15 protein-coding genes are annotated in these 17,139 nt (G+C 64.8%); 5 read left to right on the forward strand and 10 right to left on the reverse strand.

Features of this window, described 5'->3' with window-relative positions:
* Positions 1–92 precede the first annotated feature (92 nt).
* From ASC75_RS21070 to ASC75_RS21090, 5 genes are all read left to right on the forward strand, one after another.
* The gene (locus ASC75_RS21070) at positions 93–941 is read left to right on the forward strand and encodes a tetratricopeptide repeat protein (RefSeq protein ID WP_055979879.1); all 849 of its coding nucleotides are present in this window, start codon (positions 93–95) and stop codon (positions 939–941) included.
* A 32-nt stretch (positions 942–973) separates the two neighbouring features.
* On the forward strand, positions 974–1,567 hold the full coding sequence (locus tag ASC75_RS21075) for an NAD(P)H-dependent oxidoreductase (protein ID WP_055979882.1): 594 nt from the start codon (positions 974–976) through the stop codon (positions 1,565–1,567).
* 67 nt (positions 1,568–1,634) lie between these two features.
* On the forward strand, positions 1,635–2,114 hold the full coding sequence (locus ASC75_RS21080) for a DUF992 domain-containing protein (RefSeq protein ID WP_055979885.1): 480 nt from the start codon (positions 1,635–1,637) through the stop codon (positions 2,112–2,114).
* 73 nt (positions 2,115–2,187) lie between these two features.
* Positions 2,188–2,583 (forward strand): VOC family protein, encoded by a 396-nt coding sequence (locus ASC75_RS21085; RefSeq protein WP_055979887.1) that lies wholly within the window; start codon positions 2,188–2,190, stop codon positions 2,581–2,583.
* 83 nt (positions 2,584–2,666) lie between these two features.
* Positions 2,667–3,299: a LysE family translocator gene (locus ASC75_RS21090; protein ID WP_055979890.1), complete on the forward strand. Its 633-nt coding sequence runs from the start codon at positions 2,667–2,669 to the stop codon at positions 3,297–3,299.
* Positions 3,300–3,608: 309 nt separating this feature from the next.
* Here ASC75_RS21090 and ASC75_RS21095 read toward each other — a convergent pair whose 3' ends face one another.
* The 10 genes from ASC75_RS21095 to ASC75_RS21140 form a co-directional block, all read right to left on the reverse strand.
* Positions 3,609–5,006, reverse strand: coding sequence for an NAD(P)(+) transhydrogenase (Re/Si-specific) subunit beta (locus tag ASC75_RS21095; RefSeq protein WP_055979893.1), 1,398 nt, complete (start codon positions 5,004–5,006; stop codon positions 3,609–3,611).
* A 1-nt stretch (position 5,007) separates the two neighbouring features.
* Entirely contained in the window at positions 5,008–5,430 is a 423-nt protein-coding gene (locus ASC75_RS21100; protein WP_055979896.1) for a proton-translocating transhydrogenase family protein, read from the reverse strand.
* Positions 5,430–6,749, reverse strand: a complete 1,320-nt coding sequence (locus ASC75_RS21105) for a Re/Si-specific NAD(P)(+) transhydrogenase subunit alpha (protein WP_055979900.1) — start codon at positions 6,747–6,749, stop codon at positions 5,430–5,432. The genes ASC75_RS21100 and ASC75_RS21105 overlap by 1 nt, the downstream gene beginning before the upstream one ends.
* A gap of 291 nt (positions 6,750–7,040) precedes the next feature.
* Positions 7,041–7,289: an aa3-type cytochrome c oxidase subunit IV gene (locus tag ASC75_RS21110; RefSeq protein WP_055979903.1), complete on the reverse strand. Its 249-nt coding sequence runs from the start codon at positions 7,287–7,289 to the stop codon at positions 7,041–7,043.
* 219 nt (positions 7,290–7,508) lie between these two features.
* Positions 7,509–8,816 carry an ABC transporter substrate-binding protein gene (locus ASC75_RS21115; RefSeq protein ID WP_055979906.1) on the reverse strand — a complete coding sequence of 436 codons (1,308 nt, stop codon included), beginning with the start codon at positions 8,814–8,816 and terminating at the stop codon, positions 7,509–7,511.
* A 46-nt stretch (positions 8,817–8,862) separates the two neighbouring features.
* Positions 8,863–9,642 (reverse strand): hypothetical protein, encoded by a 780-nt coding sequence (locus tag ASC75_RS21120; RefSeq protein WP_055979909.1) that lies wholly within the window; start codon positions 9,640–9,642, stop codon positions 8,863–8,865.
* A 154-nt stretch (positions 9,643–9,796) separates the two neighbouring features.
* Complete coding sequence (locus ASC75_RS21125; protein WP_055979912.1) at positions 9,797–12,106, reverse strand: EAL domain-containing protein; 2,310 nt, start codon at positions 12,104–12,106, stop codon at positions 9,797–9,799.
* Between the two features lie 139 nt (positions 12,107–12,245).
* Positions 12,246–15,722, reverse strand: coding sequence for an indolepyruvate ferredoxin oxidoreductase family protein (locus ASC75_RS21130; RefSeq protein ID WP_055980295.1), 3,477 nt, complete (start codon positions 15,720–15,722; stop codon positions 12,246–12,248).
* A gap of 206 nt (positions 15,723–15,928) precedes the next feature.
* On the reverse strand, positions 15,929–16,462 hold the full coding sequence (locus ASC75_RS21135) for a hypothetical protein (protein WP_055979914.1): 534 nt from the start codon (positions 16,460–16,462) through the stop codon (positions 15,929–15,931).
* The gene (locus ASC75_RS21140; RefSeq protein ID WP_055979917.1) at positions 16,455–17,054 is read right to left on the reverse strand and encodes a CGNR zinc finger domain-containing protein; all 600 of its coding nucleotides are present in this window, start codon (positions 17,052–17,054) and stop codon (positions 16,455–16,457) included. Before ASC75_RS21140 ends, ASC75_RS21135 begins: the two co-directional genes overlap by 8 nt.
* Positions 17,055–17,139 lie beyond the last annotated feature (85 nt).

Here is a 17,139-nt window from a genome sequence, read left to right on the forward strand (position 1 = left end):
GGCGACTAAACATCGCCGCCACCTTTTTGTTTTGTTCGGCTTCCCGCCGGACGCCGCGCCACCTGCCCGGGGCGCATGCGAGGGATACCGCGATGAATGCAGTCATGAGCAACCGCAACTCCCTCCTGCGCGGCGGCACCATGACCGCTCTCTTGCTCGTCGCAATGGCCGTTGCGGGCTGCCAGTCGTCGGGTCCCGCCGGCGAGCTGACCCGCATCGACACGATGCAGGGTTCGAGCGAAAACATCTCCTCGCTGAGCGCCGTCGTCTCCAGCAACCCGAACGACCCCGAGGCCTACAATGTGCGCGGCTCAGCCTATGGCCGCGGCGGCAAGTACCGCGAGGCGCTCCAGGACTTCGACCGGGCGCTGCAGCTCAACCCGAACTTCTACCAGGCCTATTCCAACCGGGCGCTGATCCACCGCTTCATGGGCAACCAGCCGGCGGCGCTGGCCGACTACAACAAGGCCATCCAGCTCAACGCCTCCTACGACGCCGCCTATATCGGCCGCGGCAATCTCTACCGCAAGGCCGGCCGCACCCAGGACGCCTTCAACGACTTCCAGAAGGCGATCGAGCTCGACACCACCGACCCGCGCGCCTACCACAACCGCGGCCTGATCTATCAGCAGCAGGGCCAGCACGCCTTCGCCATCGAGGACTTCTCGAAGGCGATCTCGCTGTCGCCCGATGCCGCCGAGCCCTACAACGGCCGCGGCCTGTCCTATCTCGCCACCGGCGACGACGAGAATGCCTTCACCGACATCAACATGGCGATCAAGCTCGACGGCAAGATCGCCGAGAGCTGGGCCAACCAGGCGCTGATCTACGAGCGTCGCGGCGACAAGGCCAAGGCCGCCAAGGCCTATGCCGAGGCGGTTCGCCTCGACCCCAACTACAAGCCGGCTGTCGACGGTCTGGCCCGCACACGCGGCGCCTGATCTCCGCACCGGCGCAAAGACAGGGCTTCGCCTTGAACTGCCTCGTGGTCCTGTCGCACCCGCTGCCCGAAAGCCTGAACCGGCATTTCGCCGACGCGGCCATCGAGGAACTCAAAGCCGCCGGCCACAAAGTCACGCTGCTCGATCTCTACGCCAGCGGCTTCGACCCGCGGCTGAGCGAGGCCGAACGCGGCTCCTATTATGGCGAACGCTTCGAGGCCGGCGCGCTGATGAGCCATGCCGCCGCCCTGCGCGAGGCGGAAATCCTGGTGCTGGTCTTCCCGACATGGTGGTTCGGCCTTCCGGCGATGCTGAAGGGCTGGGTCGACCGGGTGTTTTCACCCGGCATCGCCTTCGACCACGGCACCGATTTCGGCCCGATCAGGCCGCTGCTCTACAGGCTCCGCCATGTCGTCGCCGTCACTACGCTGGGCAGCCCCTGGTGGGTCGACCGCCTGGTGATGCGCCGCCCAGTCCGCCGCATCCTGAAATGGGGCGTGTTCAAGGCCTGCGCGCCGAAAGCCAGCTTTGCCATGCTGTCTTTCCATGCCGCAGAAAAGCCGCAGCCGGCGCGCGTCATGCGCTTCGCCGACGCGATTCGCCGGCAAATGCGCAAGATCGCCTAGCCGCGCCAGAGGGAACCTTTCAGCGGCTATCCGGTTGATATCGCTTCATGCCTGAAAGGATTCTCCCATGAAAAAACTCGCCCTCCTCGCCGCTCTCGCCCTTGTGCCGCTGGCAGTGCCTGCGCACGCACAGTTCGGCGCCAAGCTCGGCATGCTGAGCTGCACCGTCAATGGCGGCACCGGCTTCATCATCGGCTCGAGCAAGGACATGCAGTGCACGTTCACGCCGGCTTTCGGCAGCCGCACGCAGGAGATCTATTCCGGCCGGATCAACAAATACGGCGTCGACATCGGCACCACCACCGGCGGTGCCCTCGAGTGGCTGGTGCTGGCACCGAGCCGCGACGTCTATGACCCGGGCGGCCTCGCCGGCAACTATGTCGGCGCAACCGCGGAAGCGACCATCGCCGTCGGCCTTGGCGCCAATGTGCTCGTCGGCGGCTCGGCGCGCTCGATCGCCCTGCAGCCGCTCAGCGTGACCAACCAGACCGGCCTGAACGCCGCCCTGGCGATCGGCGCACTGCAGCTGACGGCGCCGCTCAAGTAAGCGCACCGGCGCCATCCATCCGCGCCCGGGCCTCGTGCTTCGGGCGCGGATTTTTCGCTTGAGGACATCGTCGATGTTCGACCATCTCGGCTTTCGCGTTCGCGACCTTGAAGCCTCCCGCCGCTTCTACGACGCGGTGGCGCAGAGCCTTGGCCTGTCGACGATCGACAACTCCGAAACGTCGTTCCTGGTCTGCCGGAGCGCCCGGGACCACATCCCGTTCCTGTGGGTGGGCACCGACCGGCCGGCCTTCTGGACTGACGGTCACATTACCTCCGCAAGCCCCTTGCACCTGGCGTTCAAGGCCGCGACGCGCGCGCAGGTGGACGCCTTCCACAAGGCCGCTCTCTCCCATGGCGGCACCGACAATGGCGCACCCGGACCGCGCGGCCCGGCCGAGATGAACTACTACGGCGCCTATGTCCTCGATCCCGACGGCAACAATGTCGAGGCTGGCTGCCGCAATTGACTGCCGTCACCTGCCCCTGTCGCGCCTGACCATTTCCCGGCATCTCTTCACCAACTGGATGGCCAGTCCCGGAGAGAACGCGCATGCCCGACACCGCAAGCCTCATTGCCTTTGCAGCAATTGCCCTCGGCATGGTGCTGACGCCGGGGCCGAACATGATCTACCTCGTGTCGCGCTCGCTCAGCCAGGGCCCGAAAGCCGGGCTGATTTCGCTTGGCGGCGTGGCCCTCGGCTTCGTCGTCTACATGCTCTGCGCCGCCTTCGGCATCACGGCCCTCGTGCTTGCCGTGCCTTATGCCTACGACGTCATCCGCTTCGCCGGTGCCGCCTACCTGCTGTGGCTCGCTTGGCAGTCCCTGCGCCCCGGCGGCCGCTCGCCGTTCCAGGTGCGCCACATGCCCCGCGACACGCCGCGCAAGCTGTTTGCCATGGGTTTCCTGACCAACCTGCTGAACCCCAAGGTCGCCGTACTCTATCTGTCGCTGCTGCCGCAGTTCATCGACCCCGCCGACGGCAGCGTGCTCACCCAGCTTCTGGTCCTTGGCGCCATCCAGATTTCCATCAGCATCACCGTCAACGCCATCATCGCCATTTCGGCCGGCTCGATCTCGACCTTCCTAGCCGGCAATCCCGGCTGGGTAGCCGTCCAGCGCTGGCTGATGGGCACGGTGCTGGCCGGCCTTGCCGTGAAGATGGCGACGGAAGCACAGCGGTAGCGATTCCCCTCCCCCTTGTGGGGAGGGGTTAGGGGTGGGGGTAACCGCCTTTCCACGGACAGACCCGTTCCGCCCATCGTCCACCCTCACCCTTACCCTCCCCACAAGGGGGAGGGAGGCGCCAGAGTCGCGGCCAGCCTCCTTCGCCCCGTTCACGGAGAGAAAGTGCGGGCAGGCGGATGAGGGGCATGGCACGACGGAACGCACTGACACGTCGCGCAACAGCAGAAACGTCCCGATATGCAAAAAAGCCCGGCGTGAGCCGGGCTTTTCCGAGTTGCTTTTGGCTTGACGCTCCGAGCTTGCGGCTCAGTGGTCCATGGCCTTGACGATCTCTTCGGTCATCTTCTTGGCGTCGCCGAGCAGCATCATGGTGCCGTCCTTGTAGAACAGCGTGTTGTCGATGCCGGCATAGCCGGAGCCGAGGCTGCGCTTGACGAACAGGCAGGTGCGGGCCTTGTCGACGTCGAGGATCGGCATGCCGTAGATCGGCGAGGCCTTGTCGTCGCGCGCCGACGGGTTGGTGACGTCGTTGGCGCCGATGACGTAGGCGACGTCGGCCTGGGCGAACTCCGAGTTGATGTCTTCGAGCTCGAAGACCTCGTCATAGGGCACGTTGGCCTCGGCCAAGAGCACGTTCATGTGGCCAGGCATGCGGCCGGCGACCGGGTGGATGGCGTACTTCACCTCGACGCCATTGGCCTTGAGCTTGTCGGTCATCTCGCGCAGCGCATGCTGGGCCTGGGCCACCGCCATGCCGTAGCCCGGCACGATGATGACCTTCTGGGCATTCATCATCAGGAACGCGGCGTCGTCGGCCGAACCCTGCTTGACGGTGCGCTCGATGCCGTCGTCGGTTACCGCAGCGGTCTCGCCGCCGAAGCCGCCGAGGATGACCGAGATGAACGAGCGGTTCATGCCCTTGCACATGATGTAGCTGAGGATCGCGCCCGAGGAGCCGACCAGCGCACCGGTGATGATCAGCGCCAGATTGCCGAGCGTGAAGCCGAGAGCGGCTGCCGCCCAGCCCGAATAGGAGTTGAGCATCGACACGACCACCGGCATGTCGGCGCCGCCGATCGGCACGATCAGCAGCACGCCAAGCACCAGCGACACGGCGACGATCAGCCAGAAGATGGTCGTCGACTGGGTCGTCACCAGCAGCACGATCAGCACCACCAGCGCGATGCCCAGTGCGGCGTTGATGACGTGGCGGCCGGGCAGCATGATCGGCTTGCCCGACATGCGGCCGTCGAGCTTGAGGAAGGCGATGACCGAGCCGGTGAAGGTGATGGCGCCGATGGCGACGCCGAGGCTCATCTCGACCAGCGCCTGGCCGTGGATGGCGCCGACGGTGCCGATGCCAAAACTTTCCGGCGCATAGACGGCGGCCGCAGCCACCATCACGGCGGCCATGCCGACGAGGCTGTGGAAGGCCGCGACCAGCTGCGGCATCGAGGTCATGGCGATGCGCCGGGCGGTGACCGCACCGACGCCGCCGCCGATGGCGAGCCCGAGCACGATCAGGCCGAGGCCTGCGAGCGTGGGCTTGGCCAGCGCCAGCGTGGTGGCGATGGCGATGCCCATGCCGATCATGCCGTAGGTGTTGCCCTGGCGCGACGTGGTCGGATGCGACAGGCCGCGCAGCGCCAGGATGAACAGGATGCCGGAGACCAGATAGAGGAAGGAAGCGAGGTTCAGGGTCACGTCACTTGTCCTTCTTCTTGTACATCGCCAGCATGCGCTGGGTGACGAGGAAGCCGCCGAAGATGTTGACCGAGGCGAGCACCAGGGCAACGAAGCCGAAGCCGGTGGCAAGCCCGGAAGCGGCGATGCCGACGGCGAGCAGCGCGCCGACCACGATCACCGAGGAGATGGCGTTGGTCACCGCCATCAAGGGCGTGTGCAGCGCCGGCGTCACCGACCAGACGACGTAGTAGCCGACGAAGATCGCCAGAACGAAGATGGCGAAGCGGAACACGAACGGGTCGATCGCCCCGCCGCTCAGCGCATGCGCGGCGTCGCCCGCGGCTTCCGCCGCGCCCTGGCTGGTGGCGAGATCCTGGATGCCGAGCCGGACGGCGGCGACCGCCTGGTCGAGCTGGTCGAGGGCTTTCTGAAGACCTTCCATCACGCGTCTCCCTGCTTGGACGACTTCTTCCCGCTGGCCTTCGGCGCGGCGGGCTTCTCGGCGGCGGGCTTCTTGGCGGCGGACTTGGCCGGTTTGGTAGCCGCACCATCTGCCGCCGGGTCGTCGCCGCGGTTGTGGCCGGCAACGACCGGTTTTGGTTTATCGGCGACGGCCGCAGCCGCTGCCGCGTTGGCGAAGTTGGGGTGGACCACCTTGCCGGCGTCGGTCAGCATCGTTGCCTTGACCAGCTCGTCGTCGCGGTTGATGGCGATCTGCTTGCTCGTCTTGTCGACCATGGTCTCGAGGAAGGCGAACAGGTTCTTGGCGTAGAGCAGCGAGGCCGACGCCGCGACACGGCCGGGCACGTTGAGGTGGCCGACGATCTTGGCGCCGTTGGCTGTCGTGACCACCTTGCCCGCGACCGCACCTTCGACATTGCCGCCGCGCTCGACGGCGAGATCGACGAGCACCGAACCCGGCTTCATCGAGGCGACCATCTGGGCCGACACCAGCTTCGGCGCCGGACGGCCCGGGATCAGCGCGGTGGTGATGACGATGTCCTGCTTGGCGATGTGCTCGGCGGTGAGTGCCGCCTGCTTGGCCTGGTACTCCTTGGACATCTCCTTGGCGTAGCCGCCGGCGGTTTCGGCCGCCTTGAACTCCTCATCCTCGACGGCGAGGAACTTGGCGCCGAGCGACGCCACCTGTTCCTTGACCGCCGGGCGCACGTCGGTGGCGGTGACGATCGCGCCCATGCGGCGCGCGGTGGCGATCGCCTGCAGGCCGGCGACGCCGACACCCATGATGAACACCTTGGCCGCCGGCACCGTGCCCGCCGCCGTCATCATCATCGGCAAGGCGCGGTCATATTCGGCGGCGCCGTCGATCACCGCCTGGTAGCCGGCGAGGTTCGCCTGCGACGACAGCACGTCCATCACCTGGGCACGCGTGATGCGCGGCATGAACTCCATGGCGAATGCCGTCACCCCGGCCTTGGCCATCGCCGCCACCGCGGCGTCGTTGCCATAGGGATCCATGGTGGCGAGCACCGCGGCACCTGACTTGTAGCCCTTGAGTTCGGCCTCGGAGGGACGGCGCACCTTCAGCACGACATCTGCCTTGGCAACATCCGACGCCTTGCCGATCTTGCCCCCGACCGCGGCAAACTCGGCATCGGGAATGCGCGACAACGTCCCCGCCCCGCTCTCCACCACGACCTCGAAGCCAAGCCCGACAAGGCGTTTCACCGTCTCCGGCGAAGCCCCAACCCGGCTCTCAATCGCGTCAATCTCTCTCGGTATGAATATCGTCTGGCCCACCGCTAGATCCTTTCGGCTGGAACCTTACCAAACGTAAGGTGCCGGACGCAGATAAACGCGTCGGCGCCTTACCAACGAAAAATACTCTGGACACTAACGGAGGCTGAAACCGCCGACGCACCCGTCCCTTTGGCTATGCCAAAGCCTGCCCTTGCCAGACAAATGACCGGCAAGGCTGCTGCGTGCGGCGCGTTCGCGTCTGTATTATCTGAAGCGAAAATCACCGGTTCCAACTCCCCCTAGGCTGGAACTATGACGACCGCGAAGGCCTCGCTGCCGTAGAAATCAGAATCAGCTGATATGGGCAGGCAGGTCGCGGAGCAGGAAGCCGCCAACGGCGACGAGCACCAGGAACAGCACAGTCGAGGAGAAGAAGCCGGCCGGGGTAAAGAAGCCGAACGCCATGGCGACCATCAGCGCGACGCAAACGAGCGTGGCGTATTTGGAGAGTTTGATGAAAAGATTGTAGGTGCCTTCATGCTCGGCGTAGTCCATCTGCGCGCCAAGTTCGACCGGGCCGGTCGGCGTGTTGTCAGCCATGAGAGTCCCTCCGGAAAACAAGTTCAAGCGCACATAGCGAAATGCGCGCTGCAGGGCAATGGTAAGATTGCCCACAGGCTGCGACAAGATAATCAATCAAAAGAGAAATCGGCCGCGCCACCCCAATCCGTCATGGCGCGTCGACCGCACGGCATCGGCCTGTGTTTCGATTCGCTGCTTCCGTCCGGCCTCCCGCGTTCCCCGGAAGAGCGTTCCGCCTTACATCTTGCACTCTTCGTTCATCGCCCACGGCGCGTGGGCCTCGGCGTACTTCCTTGCCTCCAGATCGGCCAGCGGCGCGATCATCTCGCGATCTGCGGTCAGCGGGTCGGACGCCTTGACGAATTTTGCGCCATCCCACGACAGCATCCATGCGGAGGCATGGCCGGCATGGTCGCCGCATGAGGTCGAGAACGTCCCGATCATCCCTTCCACGCCGATCGAGGCGAGCCTGTCGGCGTCGAGCTTCAGGTTTTCCAGCCCCCAGCGCAGCTGCTCGGCAGTGATGATCCTGGCGTCGAAGTGCTCCTGGGCCGCCTTGATCGCCTCGACCGACAGCATCGAGATCAGCACGCCGCGCTGGTAGAACAGTTGGTCGAGCTGTTCCGGCGGCGTCGGCGACTTGCCGGCCTCGACGACATATTTGCGGATGTCCTGCATGGCCCCGGCGTTCGGCGCCGGCAGGTTCCATGACAGCGTGCGATACCCCTTGCCGGCGTCGCCGATCGCCTTCAGGTCCTCGTCATGGCCCGCCCACCAGATGCCGACCAGCCTGTCCATCGCAAAGCCGGTCTTGATCGCCTCGGCGAAGGCACCGGCATTCATCGCGCCCCAGCCCCACAACAGCACGAAATCCGGACGCTCGCTTTCGATCTTCTGCCATTGGGCCGACTGGCTCTGCATCTCCTTCACGCCGACCGGGATCGGCAGCAGGGTGAAGCCGAACGTGTCGGAATATTCCTGCAGCAACGGGATCGGCTCTTCGCCATAGGGGGCATCGAGGTGGAGAAGCACGATCTTCTTGCCGCGCAGACTGTCGAGATCGCCCCCCGAAATGCTCTTCAGCATCATCGAAGCGCCGTCCCAATAGGTGACCGGCGGATTGAACGCCCAGGGAAACACCTTGCCCTCGGACAACGCCGAGAAGCCGTAGCCGGGGGCGAGCATCGGCCGCTTGTCGGCGGCTGCCTTCGGCAGGATCGCCAGCGTGGCGCCGGGCGACGAGGGCTGGGTGACGAGGCTGGCAGCCTTGGTGCGCTCGTAGCACTCGGCTGCCTTGTCGGTGTTGAAGCCGGTCTCGCACTCGCTGTAGTCCAGCCTGATGCCGTTGACGCCGCCGTCGCGCTCGTTGAGCATCAGCATGTAGTCGCGCTGGCCGTCAGCCAGTGGCGTGCCCGCGGTGGCGAACGGGCCGGTGCGGAAGGCAAGGTTGGTAATGCCGATGGCGTCCTCGGCGAATGCCGGCGCTGCCAGCCCCGCCGCCAGCAGGATCGCAGGAAGAAGGGACCTGTGTCTCGACGTCGTCATTCTTCCCTGCTGTCGGTCTCGCCTGCCCGGCGACCTTACGCGAAGCTCAGGCGGCTTCGCGAAAATATTTCGCCGTCGGCAGGATGGTCAGCGGCGCCAGCTCGCCCAGCGGTGGCTTGCCGAACATCAGCCGCTGCTCCATCGGCGTCGACTTGAAGAAGGGGAAGCGCTGGAACGAGCGCTCGCGGATGGCGTTCACGTCGGCTCGATACAGAACCACCTTGTTGAACACGCCCGGATACGAGCGCGGCTCACTGATCCGCTCGGAATAATAGATGCGCTTGTAGAAGCCGGCGTGATCTTCGCGAACTGTCGACAGGCAATAAGGCGCGTTGAAGTGGAAACACGCCATTCCTGCGAGGCGAAGCGTGATGTAGGGGATCTGAGGGTAGACGCGCGACCATTCGGGGTCGGATGCGAAACGGCTGGGGCAGATGAACGTCAGCCCCTTGGCCAGCATCGGCATGACAATGTCGCCGAATGCCTTGGTCGACGGTGACAAGGGCGTCGCCAGGGTGACGTGATGGATGCGTAGTGTGCTTACCAGGTGCTGGTCGACATAGACTCCGAAACGATACGCGTTGGGGGTCTCGTCCAACTCATCGTTGATCGTATGGCTCTCGTTGTCCGGGACCATATCGTTGGACCGGTACGATTTGTACCTCAGACGGTAGATGTCTTCGAGATCCTCGCCCTTGTCGCAACGGCGGTACTCGGTGCGCTCGAGCAAGCTCGAAACGTGCCGTGCAAATGACGACCCCGGTTCGGACGCACTGCTACTCTTGACGTCAGCGTCGCCGCCGGACGTCGCCTGATGAATGGTCATGGTATTCCCCGTAATTCCGCCCGACTTAAGGGTAGCGGAGGCCGGAGTTATGTAAAGATGAAAATCAAACTGTTCCTGTTTACCTTCCGTTAAGGTTAATAATTAACGGAAAATTAAGAAGTTTCGCGATTTCGGCGATGTATCCGCAGCCATTTTAGCGAGTGGCGGTGATCCGGGCGAGACCGATATCCTTGGCGAAGGGCCAGACGGTGTTCGACATCGTCTCGATACCGGACGAGGACAGCGCCGATCCGAACAGGAAACCCTGCACGAGGTCCGGCTGCACCTCGACGGCCAGGATCTTGAGCTGCTCGAAGGTCTCGACCCCTTCCACGGTGACGGTCAGCCCGAGCGGGCGCGACAGGTCGACGATGCCCTTCAGCAACTGCAGCGAGCGCGGGTTCTGACCGACGTCGGCGAGGAAGCTGCGGTCGATCTTGACCTTGTCGAGCGGCAGCTTGTGCAGATAGCTCAGGCTGGAATAGCCGGTGCCGAAATCGTCGAGCGCGATGCGCACGCCGATGCTCTTCAGTTCCTCGACATAGCTGCGCGTCAGCGACTTGTCGTCGAGCAGCGCGGTCTCGGTGACCTCGATCTCCAGCCGATGCGGCGCAAGGCCCGAGGCCGCCAGCGCGTCCCTCACCTTGTCGATGACGTCGCGGCTGCGGAAGTCCTTGGCAGACAGATTGACCGAGACGCTGATCTTGGCCGGCCATTTGGCGCATTCCGCACATGCCGCATGCAGCACGAACGTGCTGATGTCGGAGATGATGCCCATCTCTTCGGCGAGCGGAATGAAGGTGGCCGGCGAAACCGGCCCGAGCTCGGGGTGATCCCAGCGGCACAACGCCTCGCAGCTGGCGATCCGCATCGTGGCCATGGAAACGATCGGCTGGTAGACGACGCGCAGCGCGCCGGCCTCGACGGCGTTGCGCAGATCGGCCTTCATCAGCTGGCGGCTGCGGAAGGCAGCGTCCATCACCGCCTCGAACAGGTGCCAGCTGTTCTTGCCAAGGTCCTTGGCCTTGTAGAGCGCGAGATCCGCCTTGACGATCATCCCGTCGACCTCGGAGTCGCGCACCTGTCCCAGGACGGCGCCACCGCTCGCCTGGATGCGCAGGGCATGGCCGGCGACGTCGACCTCGCCCTGCATCTCGGCGAAGATCCGGTCGAGCTCCGCCGTTAGGTGCGCCTCGTCGTCGACCCTGTCGAAATAGATCATGAATTCGTCGCCGCCGAAGCGACTGACCTTGATATTGTCGCTGGCAAACGCTGCAAGCCGTTCCGCCACGGCATAGATCAATCCATCGCCGACGGGATGGCCGAGCGTGTCGTTGACGCTCTTGAAGTCGTCGAGGTCGAGGACGGCAAGGGCGCAGAGCCGGTCGCGGTCGCCGGCATGGATGCATTCCGCGACGACCTCGTGGAAATAGGCCCGGTTGGGCAGGCCGGTCAGGCTGTCGTAGCGCGCCATGAACCGGATCTTCTCCTCCGCCGCGACGCGGGAGGTCACGTCCTCGAAGGTGATGACGCCGAGCTCCTGGCTGCCTTCGCGGGCGGAAAACTCCAGGCATTGGCCATTGGCTAGAGCAACCAGGACCTTGCGGTCCTTGCCTTCGCGCAGCGCCCTCGTCAGCTGGGCCTCGATGTAGCGGCAATCCTTCAGCGCAAGCTGGCCGCCGGCCACGCCGCGCATCAGCAGGCCATGTATCGAGCGGCCGAGCAGCGCCTCCGGCGACTTGACCGACATCAGATGCGCGGCCTCGGCATTGGCGACCGCCACGCGTCCGTCCGGGCCAAGCATGACCAGCCCATGCGACATGGTGTTGAGCGCACGGTTGAAGCGCTGCGCCAGGCGATTGGCCTTCTTCTCTTCCGAAACGGCGGTGAACAGCACGTCTCGGACCGTATTGGCGAATTTTCGGATCGCAAAGAGGAACGGCGCCGACAGCAGGCCCAGGAAGACATGGTAAGCGTCGCCGCGCAGCAGGAACCCGAGCGAGATTGGCCACGTCAGGGCGATGATCAGGATGATCACCATACGCGGTGAGCCGTAGTTGCGACCGGCGATGGACGTAGCCGTGGCGAGCGTCACGCAAACTGAGGCGATTTCGGCAAATGTGTCATACGCAAAGTAAATGCCCGCAAGACAAAATGCGCCCAGCGTTGCGCCGTGAAGCGAGCCGTAAAGAATGTAGTCGTTCTCGCGCTGGTGCGCTTCTTCCCACGTCGTTGGAGACGGCAGCCTGTTGTATTTGCGGAAGTTTCGCAGCCGCAGGGTGGCAACCAGCACCATCAGCAGCGCCACCACGAGATAGAGCGGATGAGCGGTCTTCCACCACACGACGCCGATCAGCAGCGTCTGCGCAACCATACCGATAGCCAGCGTCGAGCCGTCGCGGAAAAGCGTTTCCACGAATGGTATGTAGACGTCGACCGGTATCTCGTTGTTTCTTCTGCGCATCCGAGGCCTGCCTAGGAGGCCAAGGACTGCCACATCCGCCTTAAGAAAGGCTTAGAAACCCCGCGCTGCCAGCGTCTGCTTGCGCATCGGGCGCCGAATAGAGCTGCTACCTTAGGTTCAGGTAAACAAGTGGTATCAACTATTCGGCGGCTTGAAGCTCAGTTCTTGCCGGCGGCGTGTTCAATCTTGCGACCAGACGCTCGCGCTCGCCCGCAGCCTTTTCGACGCTGGCGTGCTTGACGTGGCCATAGCCGCGGATCAGTTGCGGCACCGACGCGAGGCCCGTTGCCGCCTCGATGTTGTCGCCCGTCAGCGCGCCCCGGATCATCTCCAGATCGGCTTCGTAGCGGTCGAGCAGCTGCCGCTCCATGCGGCGCTCGGCGGTGTAGCCGAAGATGTCGAACGCGGTGCCGCGCAGCCACTTCAGCGCCGAAAGCAGCCTGAAGCCCTTCATCATCCACGCACCGAAATTCGACTTGCGCGGCACGCCGTCCGCCCCCTTGCGGCCAAGGATCGGGGGCGCGAGATGGAACTCGAGCCGGTCGTAATCCTGGAACTGCCTGGCCAGTTCGCGCTTGAACGAGCCGTCGGTATAGAGCCGCGCGACCTCGTATTCGTCCTTGATCGCCATCAGCTTGAACAAGGAGCGCGCTGCCGCTTCCGCGACAACGGTCGATCCGGGTCTGGCCCTGTCCTCGGCAGCGCGGAGCGACGCGATGCGCCCGACATAGCGTTCGGCGTAGGCGGCGTTCTGATAGGCTGTCAGGAATTCGGCGCGGCGCGCAATCACCTGGTCGAGGGTTTGCGCCACCGCAGGTTCCGCGCCACGGCCGGAACGGTCGATCATCGCGCGGACGAACTCCGGCTCATGCGCAGCACGTCGGCCCCAGCGGAAGGCGGCAACGTTCATCGCCACCGCTTCGCCGTTGAGCCCGATCGCCTTTTCGATCGCCTCGGACGACAGCGGCAAACCGCCATGCTGGAAGGCGAAGCCGAGCATGAACATGTTGGCGCCGAGCGAATTGCCGAACAGGGCGGCGGCCGTGCGGGTGGCGTCAAAGAAGTGCGCCCTGGTATCCCCTGCCGCCTCCTTGATGGTCTTCTTGAGCCGCTCGGTGGGCAGCGAGAAATCGGCCGACCGGGTGAACTCCCCGGGCATGATCTCGGCGGTATTGGCAACGAAGATGGTGTGATTTTCGCGGACCGCCGCCAGCACCTTCTTGGCGCCCGAAACGACGAGGTCGCAGCCCAGGATCAGGTCTGCCTTGCCGGCCGAAACGCGGATGGCGTTGATGTCTTCAGGCGTGCGCGCGATGCGGACATGGGTGAACACCGAGCCGCCCTTCTGGGCGAGGCCGGCCATGTCGATCATGCCGCAGCCCTTGCCTTCGAGATGGGCGGCCATGCCGAGCACGGCACCCACGGTCACGACGCCGGTGCCGCCGACGCCATCGATGATCGCCGCCCAGCCGTCGCGGTCGAGCGTGAACTCCCTCGCCGCCGGCACTCCCTCGAGCGGGTCGCTGGTGCCGGCGATGCCGTCGGCCTTGCGGATCTTGGCACCATGGACCGTCACGAAGGACGGGCAGAAGCCGTTGACGCAGGAAAAATCCTTGTTGCAGCTCGACTGGTCGATCTTGCGCTTGCGGCCGAACTCGGTCTCGACGGGCTGGATGGAGACGCAGCTCGACTTGACGCCGCAGTCGCCGCAGCCTTCGCAGACCAGTTCGTTGATGAACACGCGCTTGTCGGGATCGGGGAAGGTGCCGCGCTTGCGCCGGCGCCGTTTTTCCGCGGCGCAAGTCTGGTCGTAGAGCAGGACGGTGACGCCCTTGATGTCGCGCAGTTCGCGCTGGACGAGGTCGAGATCGTCGCGGTGATGGAAGGTGGCACCGACGGGAAACTGCGAACGCCCGTCATATTTACCCGGCTCGTCGGTGACCACCGCGATGCGCTCGACGCCCTCGGCGCGCACCTGGCGGGCGATCATGTCGACGGTCAGGCTGCCCTCGTGCGGCTGGCCGCCGGTCATGGCGACGGCATCGTTGTAGAGGATCTTGTAGGTGATGTTGGCATCCGAGGCGAGCGCGAAGCGGATCGCCAGCGTGCCCGAATGGTTGTAGGTGCCGTCGCCGAGATTCTGGAAGATGTGCCCGCGCTTGGTGAACGGCGCCTGGCCGACCCACTGCGCGCCCTCCCCGCCCATGGCGGTGAAGCCGATGGTGCTGCGGTCCATCCACAAGGACATGAAGTGGCAGCCGATGCCAGCGCCGGCGATCGAGCCCTCCGGCACCTTGGTCGACGTGTTGTGCGGGCAGCCCGAGCAGAAGAACGGCGTCCGCGAGGCCACGTCCTTGGTGTCAGCAAGCATCGCCTGGTACTGGCGCAGCCTGCTGACGCGGGCGGCAATCTCTTCCGACGGGCCGATAACCTTGAGGATGCGCTCGCCCAGCGCGATGGCGATGTCGTTGGGGTCGAGCGCGCCCTTGGCCGGAAACAGCCAGTCGCCGCGCTCGTCGCGCTTGCCGACCACCTTCGGCTGCATCGAGGTGCCATACAGCTCCTCGCGCACTTGGGTCTCGAGCAGCGAGCGCTTTTCCTCGACGACGACGATCATCTCGAGGCCGCTGGCGAAGTCCCTGATGTGCTCGATGTCGAGCGGCCAGGGACAGCCGACCTTGAACAACCGGATGCCGAGCTGGTTGGCCCGCGCCTCGTCGATGCCGAGGTCGTCGAGCGCCTGGCGCACGTCGAGGAAGCTCTTGCCGACGGTCATGATGCCGATCTTCGGCTTGCGGCCGCCGGAATAGACGATGCGGTTGATGCCGTTGGCGCGGATGAAGGCAGCGGCGGCGGCCCGCTTGTATTCGTGCAACCGCGCTTCCTGGCCGAGCTGGTCGAGCTCGTGACGGATGTTGAGCCCGCCGGGCGGCATGTCGAATTCAGGGATGACGATGTTGAGCCGGTCGAGCGACGCATCGACCGAGGCGGTCGACTCGATGTTGTCCTTGACGCATTTGATCGCCGCCCAGGTACCGGCGAAACGCGACAGCGCAAAGCCGTAGAGGCCGTAGTCGATGAGTTCCTGCACCCCGCCCGGATTGAGGATCGGGATCATCGTGTCGACGAACAGGAACTCGGTAGCATGCGCGTTGGTCGAGGATTCGGCGGTGTGGTCGTCGCCCATCAGCGCCAGCACGCCGCCCTTGTTCGACGATCCCGCAAGGTTGGCGTGGCGGAACACGTCGCCCGAACGGTCGACGCCCGGGCCCTTGCCGTACCAGATCGAAAAGACGCCGTCATGCTTGCCCTCGCCGAGCAGTTCGGTCTGCTGCGAGCCCCACACGGCAGTCGCCGCCAGCTCCTCATTGAGGCCGGGCTGGAAGACGATGTTGGACTGGGCAAGCTGCTTCTTGGCCTTCCACAACTGCAGGTCGAGGCCACCGAGCGGCGAACCGCGATACCCTGAGACGAAACCCGCCGTGTCGAGGCCGGCAAGCCGGTCGCGCTCTCGCTGCATCAGCAGCATCCGGATGACCGCCTGCGCGCCGGAGAGGAAGATCCGCTCCTTGCCGAGATCGAACTTGTCATCGAGAGCGACGTCGTGAAGCGTCATCAGCATTTCCTGTGCCCGAACCGGCCCCCGATTCGGGCGGCTGACCTTGGGTAGCTTAGGGATAGCTTTTCCGGGCACGGCTGTCGCGTCAAACGAATTTCTTTGCACGGGGAAAAGAACAATCAAAGATGCTTTTGGCGGCTTGCCGCGAAGCAATCTGAACGCAACGGGCTACCGCGCGCGAATATTAGAGCTGCCGCCCCGGCTCAGGCCGGAGGTGGGCAGTTCACGCCGCGCCCCTGTGGCAGGCGACCGTCCGGATGTCCCTTGACCTCGGGATTGAGATCGTAGAACGGGCCGACGACCAGCGGCTTGTCGGGCACCATCGACTGGTCCTGAGACGAGACCATCGTCGTCTCGATCAGTTGCATCTGCTCGCCCTTCGCGCCCTCGATGACGATCGACACCTTGTAGGGCCGGTCCTTGACCACGCATTCGAGCGGCGGGCTTTCGATCGTCACCTTCTCGCTCAGCGGCCAGATCTTCTGGCGCACGGCGATCGCCTGGCCGCCTGCGGGGTTTTCGAAACTCGCCACCGCGACTTCGCCCTCGCCGGCCGGCTTGAGCGGCCTCAACGTCACCATGTAGCGCACAGTGGCGACACGGTAGTTGAACACGAACAGGCGGCCGGACAGTTCGAAATGTTCGCCCTCGCCGCCGCTGTCACGGCAACCGGCCAGCGCCAAAAGTGCCAATCCGGCAAGCGCTGCGGCACTGCGCAAGAATTTTCGCTCAGACATTCTCCACCTCCTCCTTGCGCCGGCTGTAGTGACGCCTGGCCTTCTGGCGGTTGCCGCAGACGGCCATGTCGCACCACAGCCGGCTGCCGTTGCGGCTGCGGTCGACGAACAGCCAGTTGCAGTTCGGACATATCCTGAGCCGGGAAAGCGCATCGGACGACATCAGCGACAGCGCCGAAACGGCAATTGCGGCCTCGAAGGCAAGCGGTTCCGCAGCGAGGCCAAAGGGCGCGGCGGAACTCAGGATCTCATGCGATCCGGCGAGCCCTTGGGCACAAGCGTCGAGGAACGCGGGCAAATCGGCTGATGCCAGCGTGCCCGCCGCGGCAGCGCCGCGGAAAAGCCGGTCGGTTGTCTCGCGGATGGCGATGACCTTGCCGGCGATCGCGTGCGGGTCGACTGCGGCAAGCGCCCTGCCCTTCAGTTCGTCGGCGCGAAACGTCGTCGCCGCCACTGCGAAGCGGGCGATCTCGACCGGATCGTCGAAGCGATCGAAGCCGCGCTCGGCGTCGCCGCGCAGCACGACCGTGTTGGCGGTATCGAGCGCAAGCACGCCGCCGGAAAACCGATGTCGGGTCCAGGAAACTGACATGCCTCAAATCTAACTGGTAAAGCCAGTTTGACAAGTTAGATTCGAGAGCGCAACGTCTGGCCGGTGCGGAACCTACCGCCCGGCC

Source organism: Aminobacter sp. DSM 101952 (assembly GCF_001424795.1).
Classification (GTDB): domain Bacteria; phylum Pseudomonadota; class Alphaproteobacteria; order Rhizobiales; family Rhizobiaceae; genus Aminobacter; species Aminobacter aganoensis.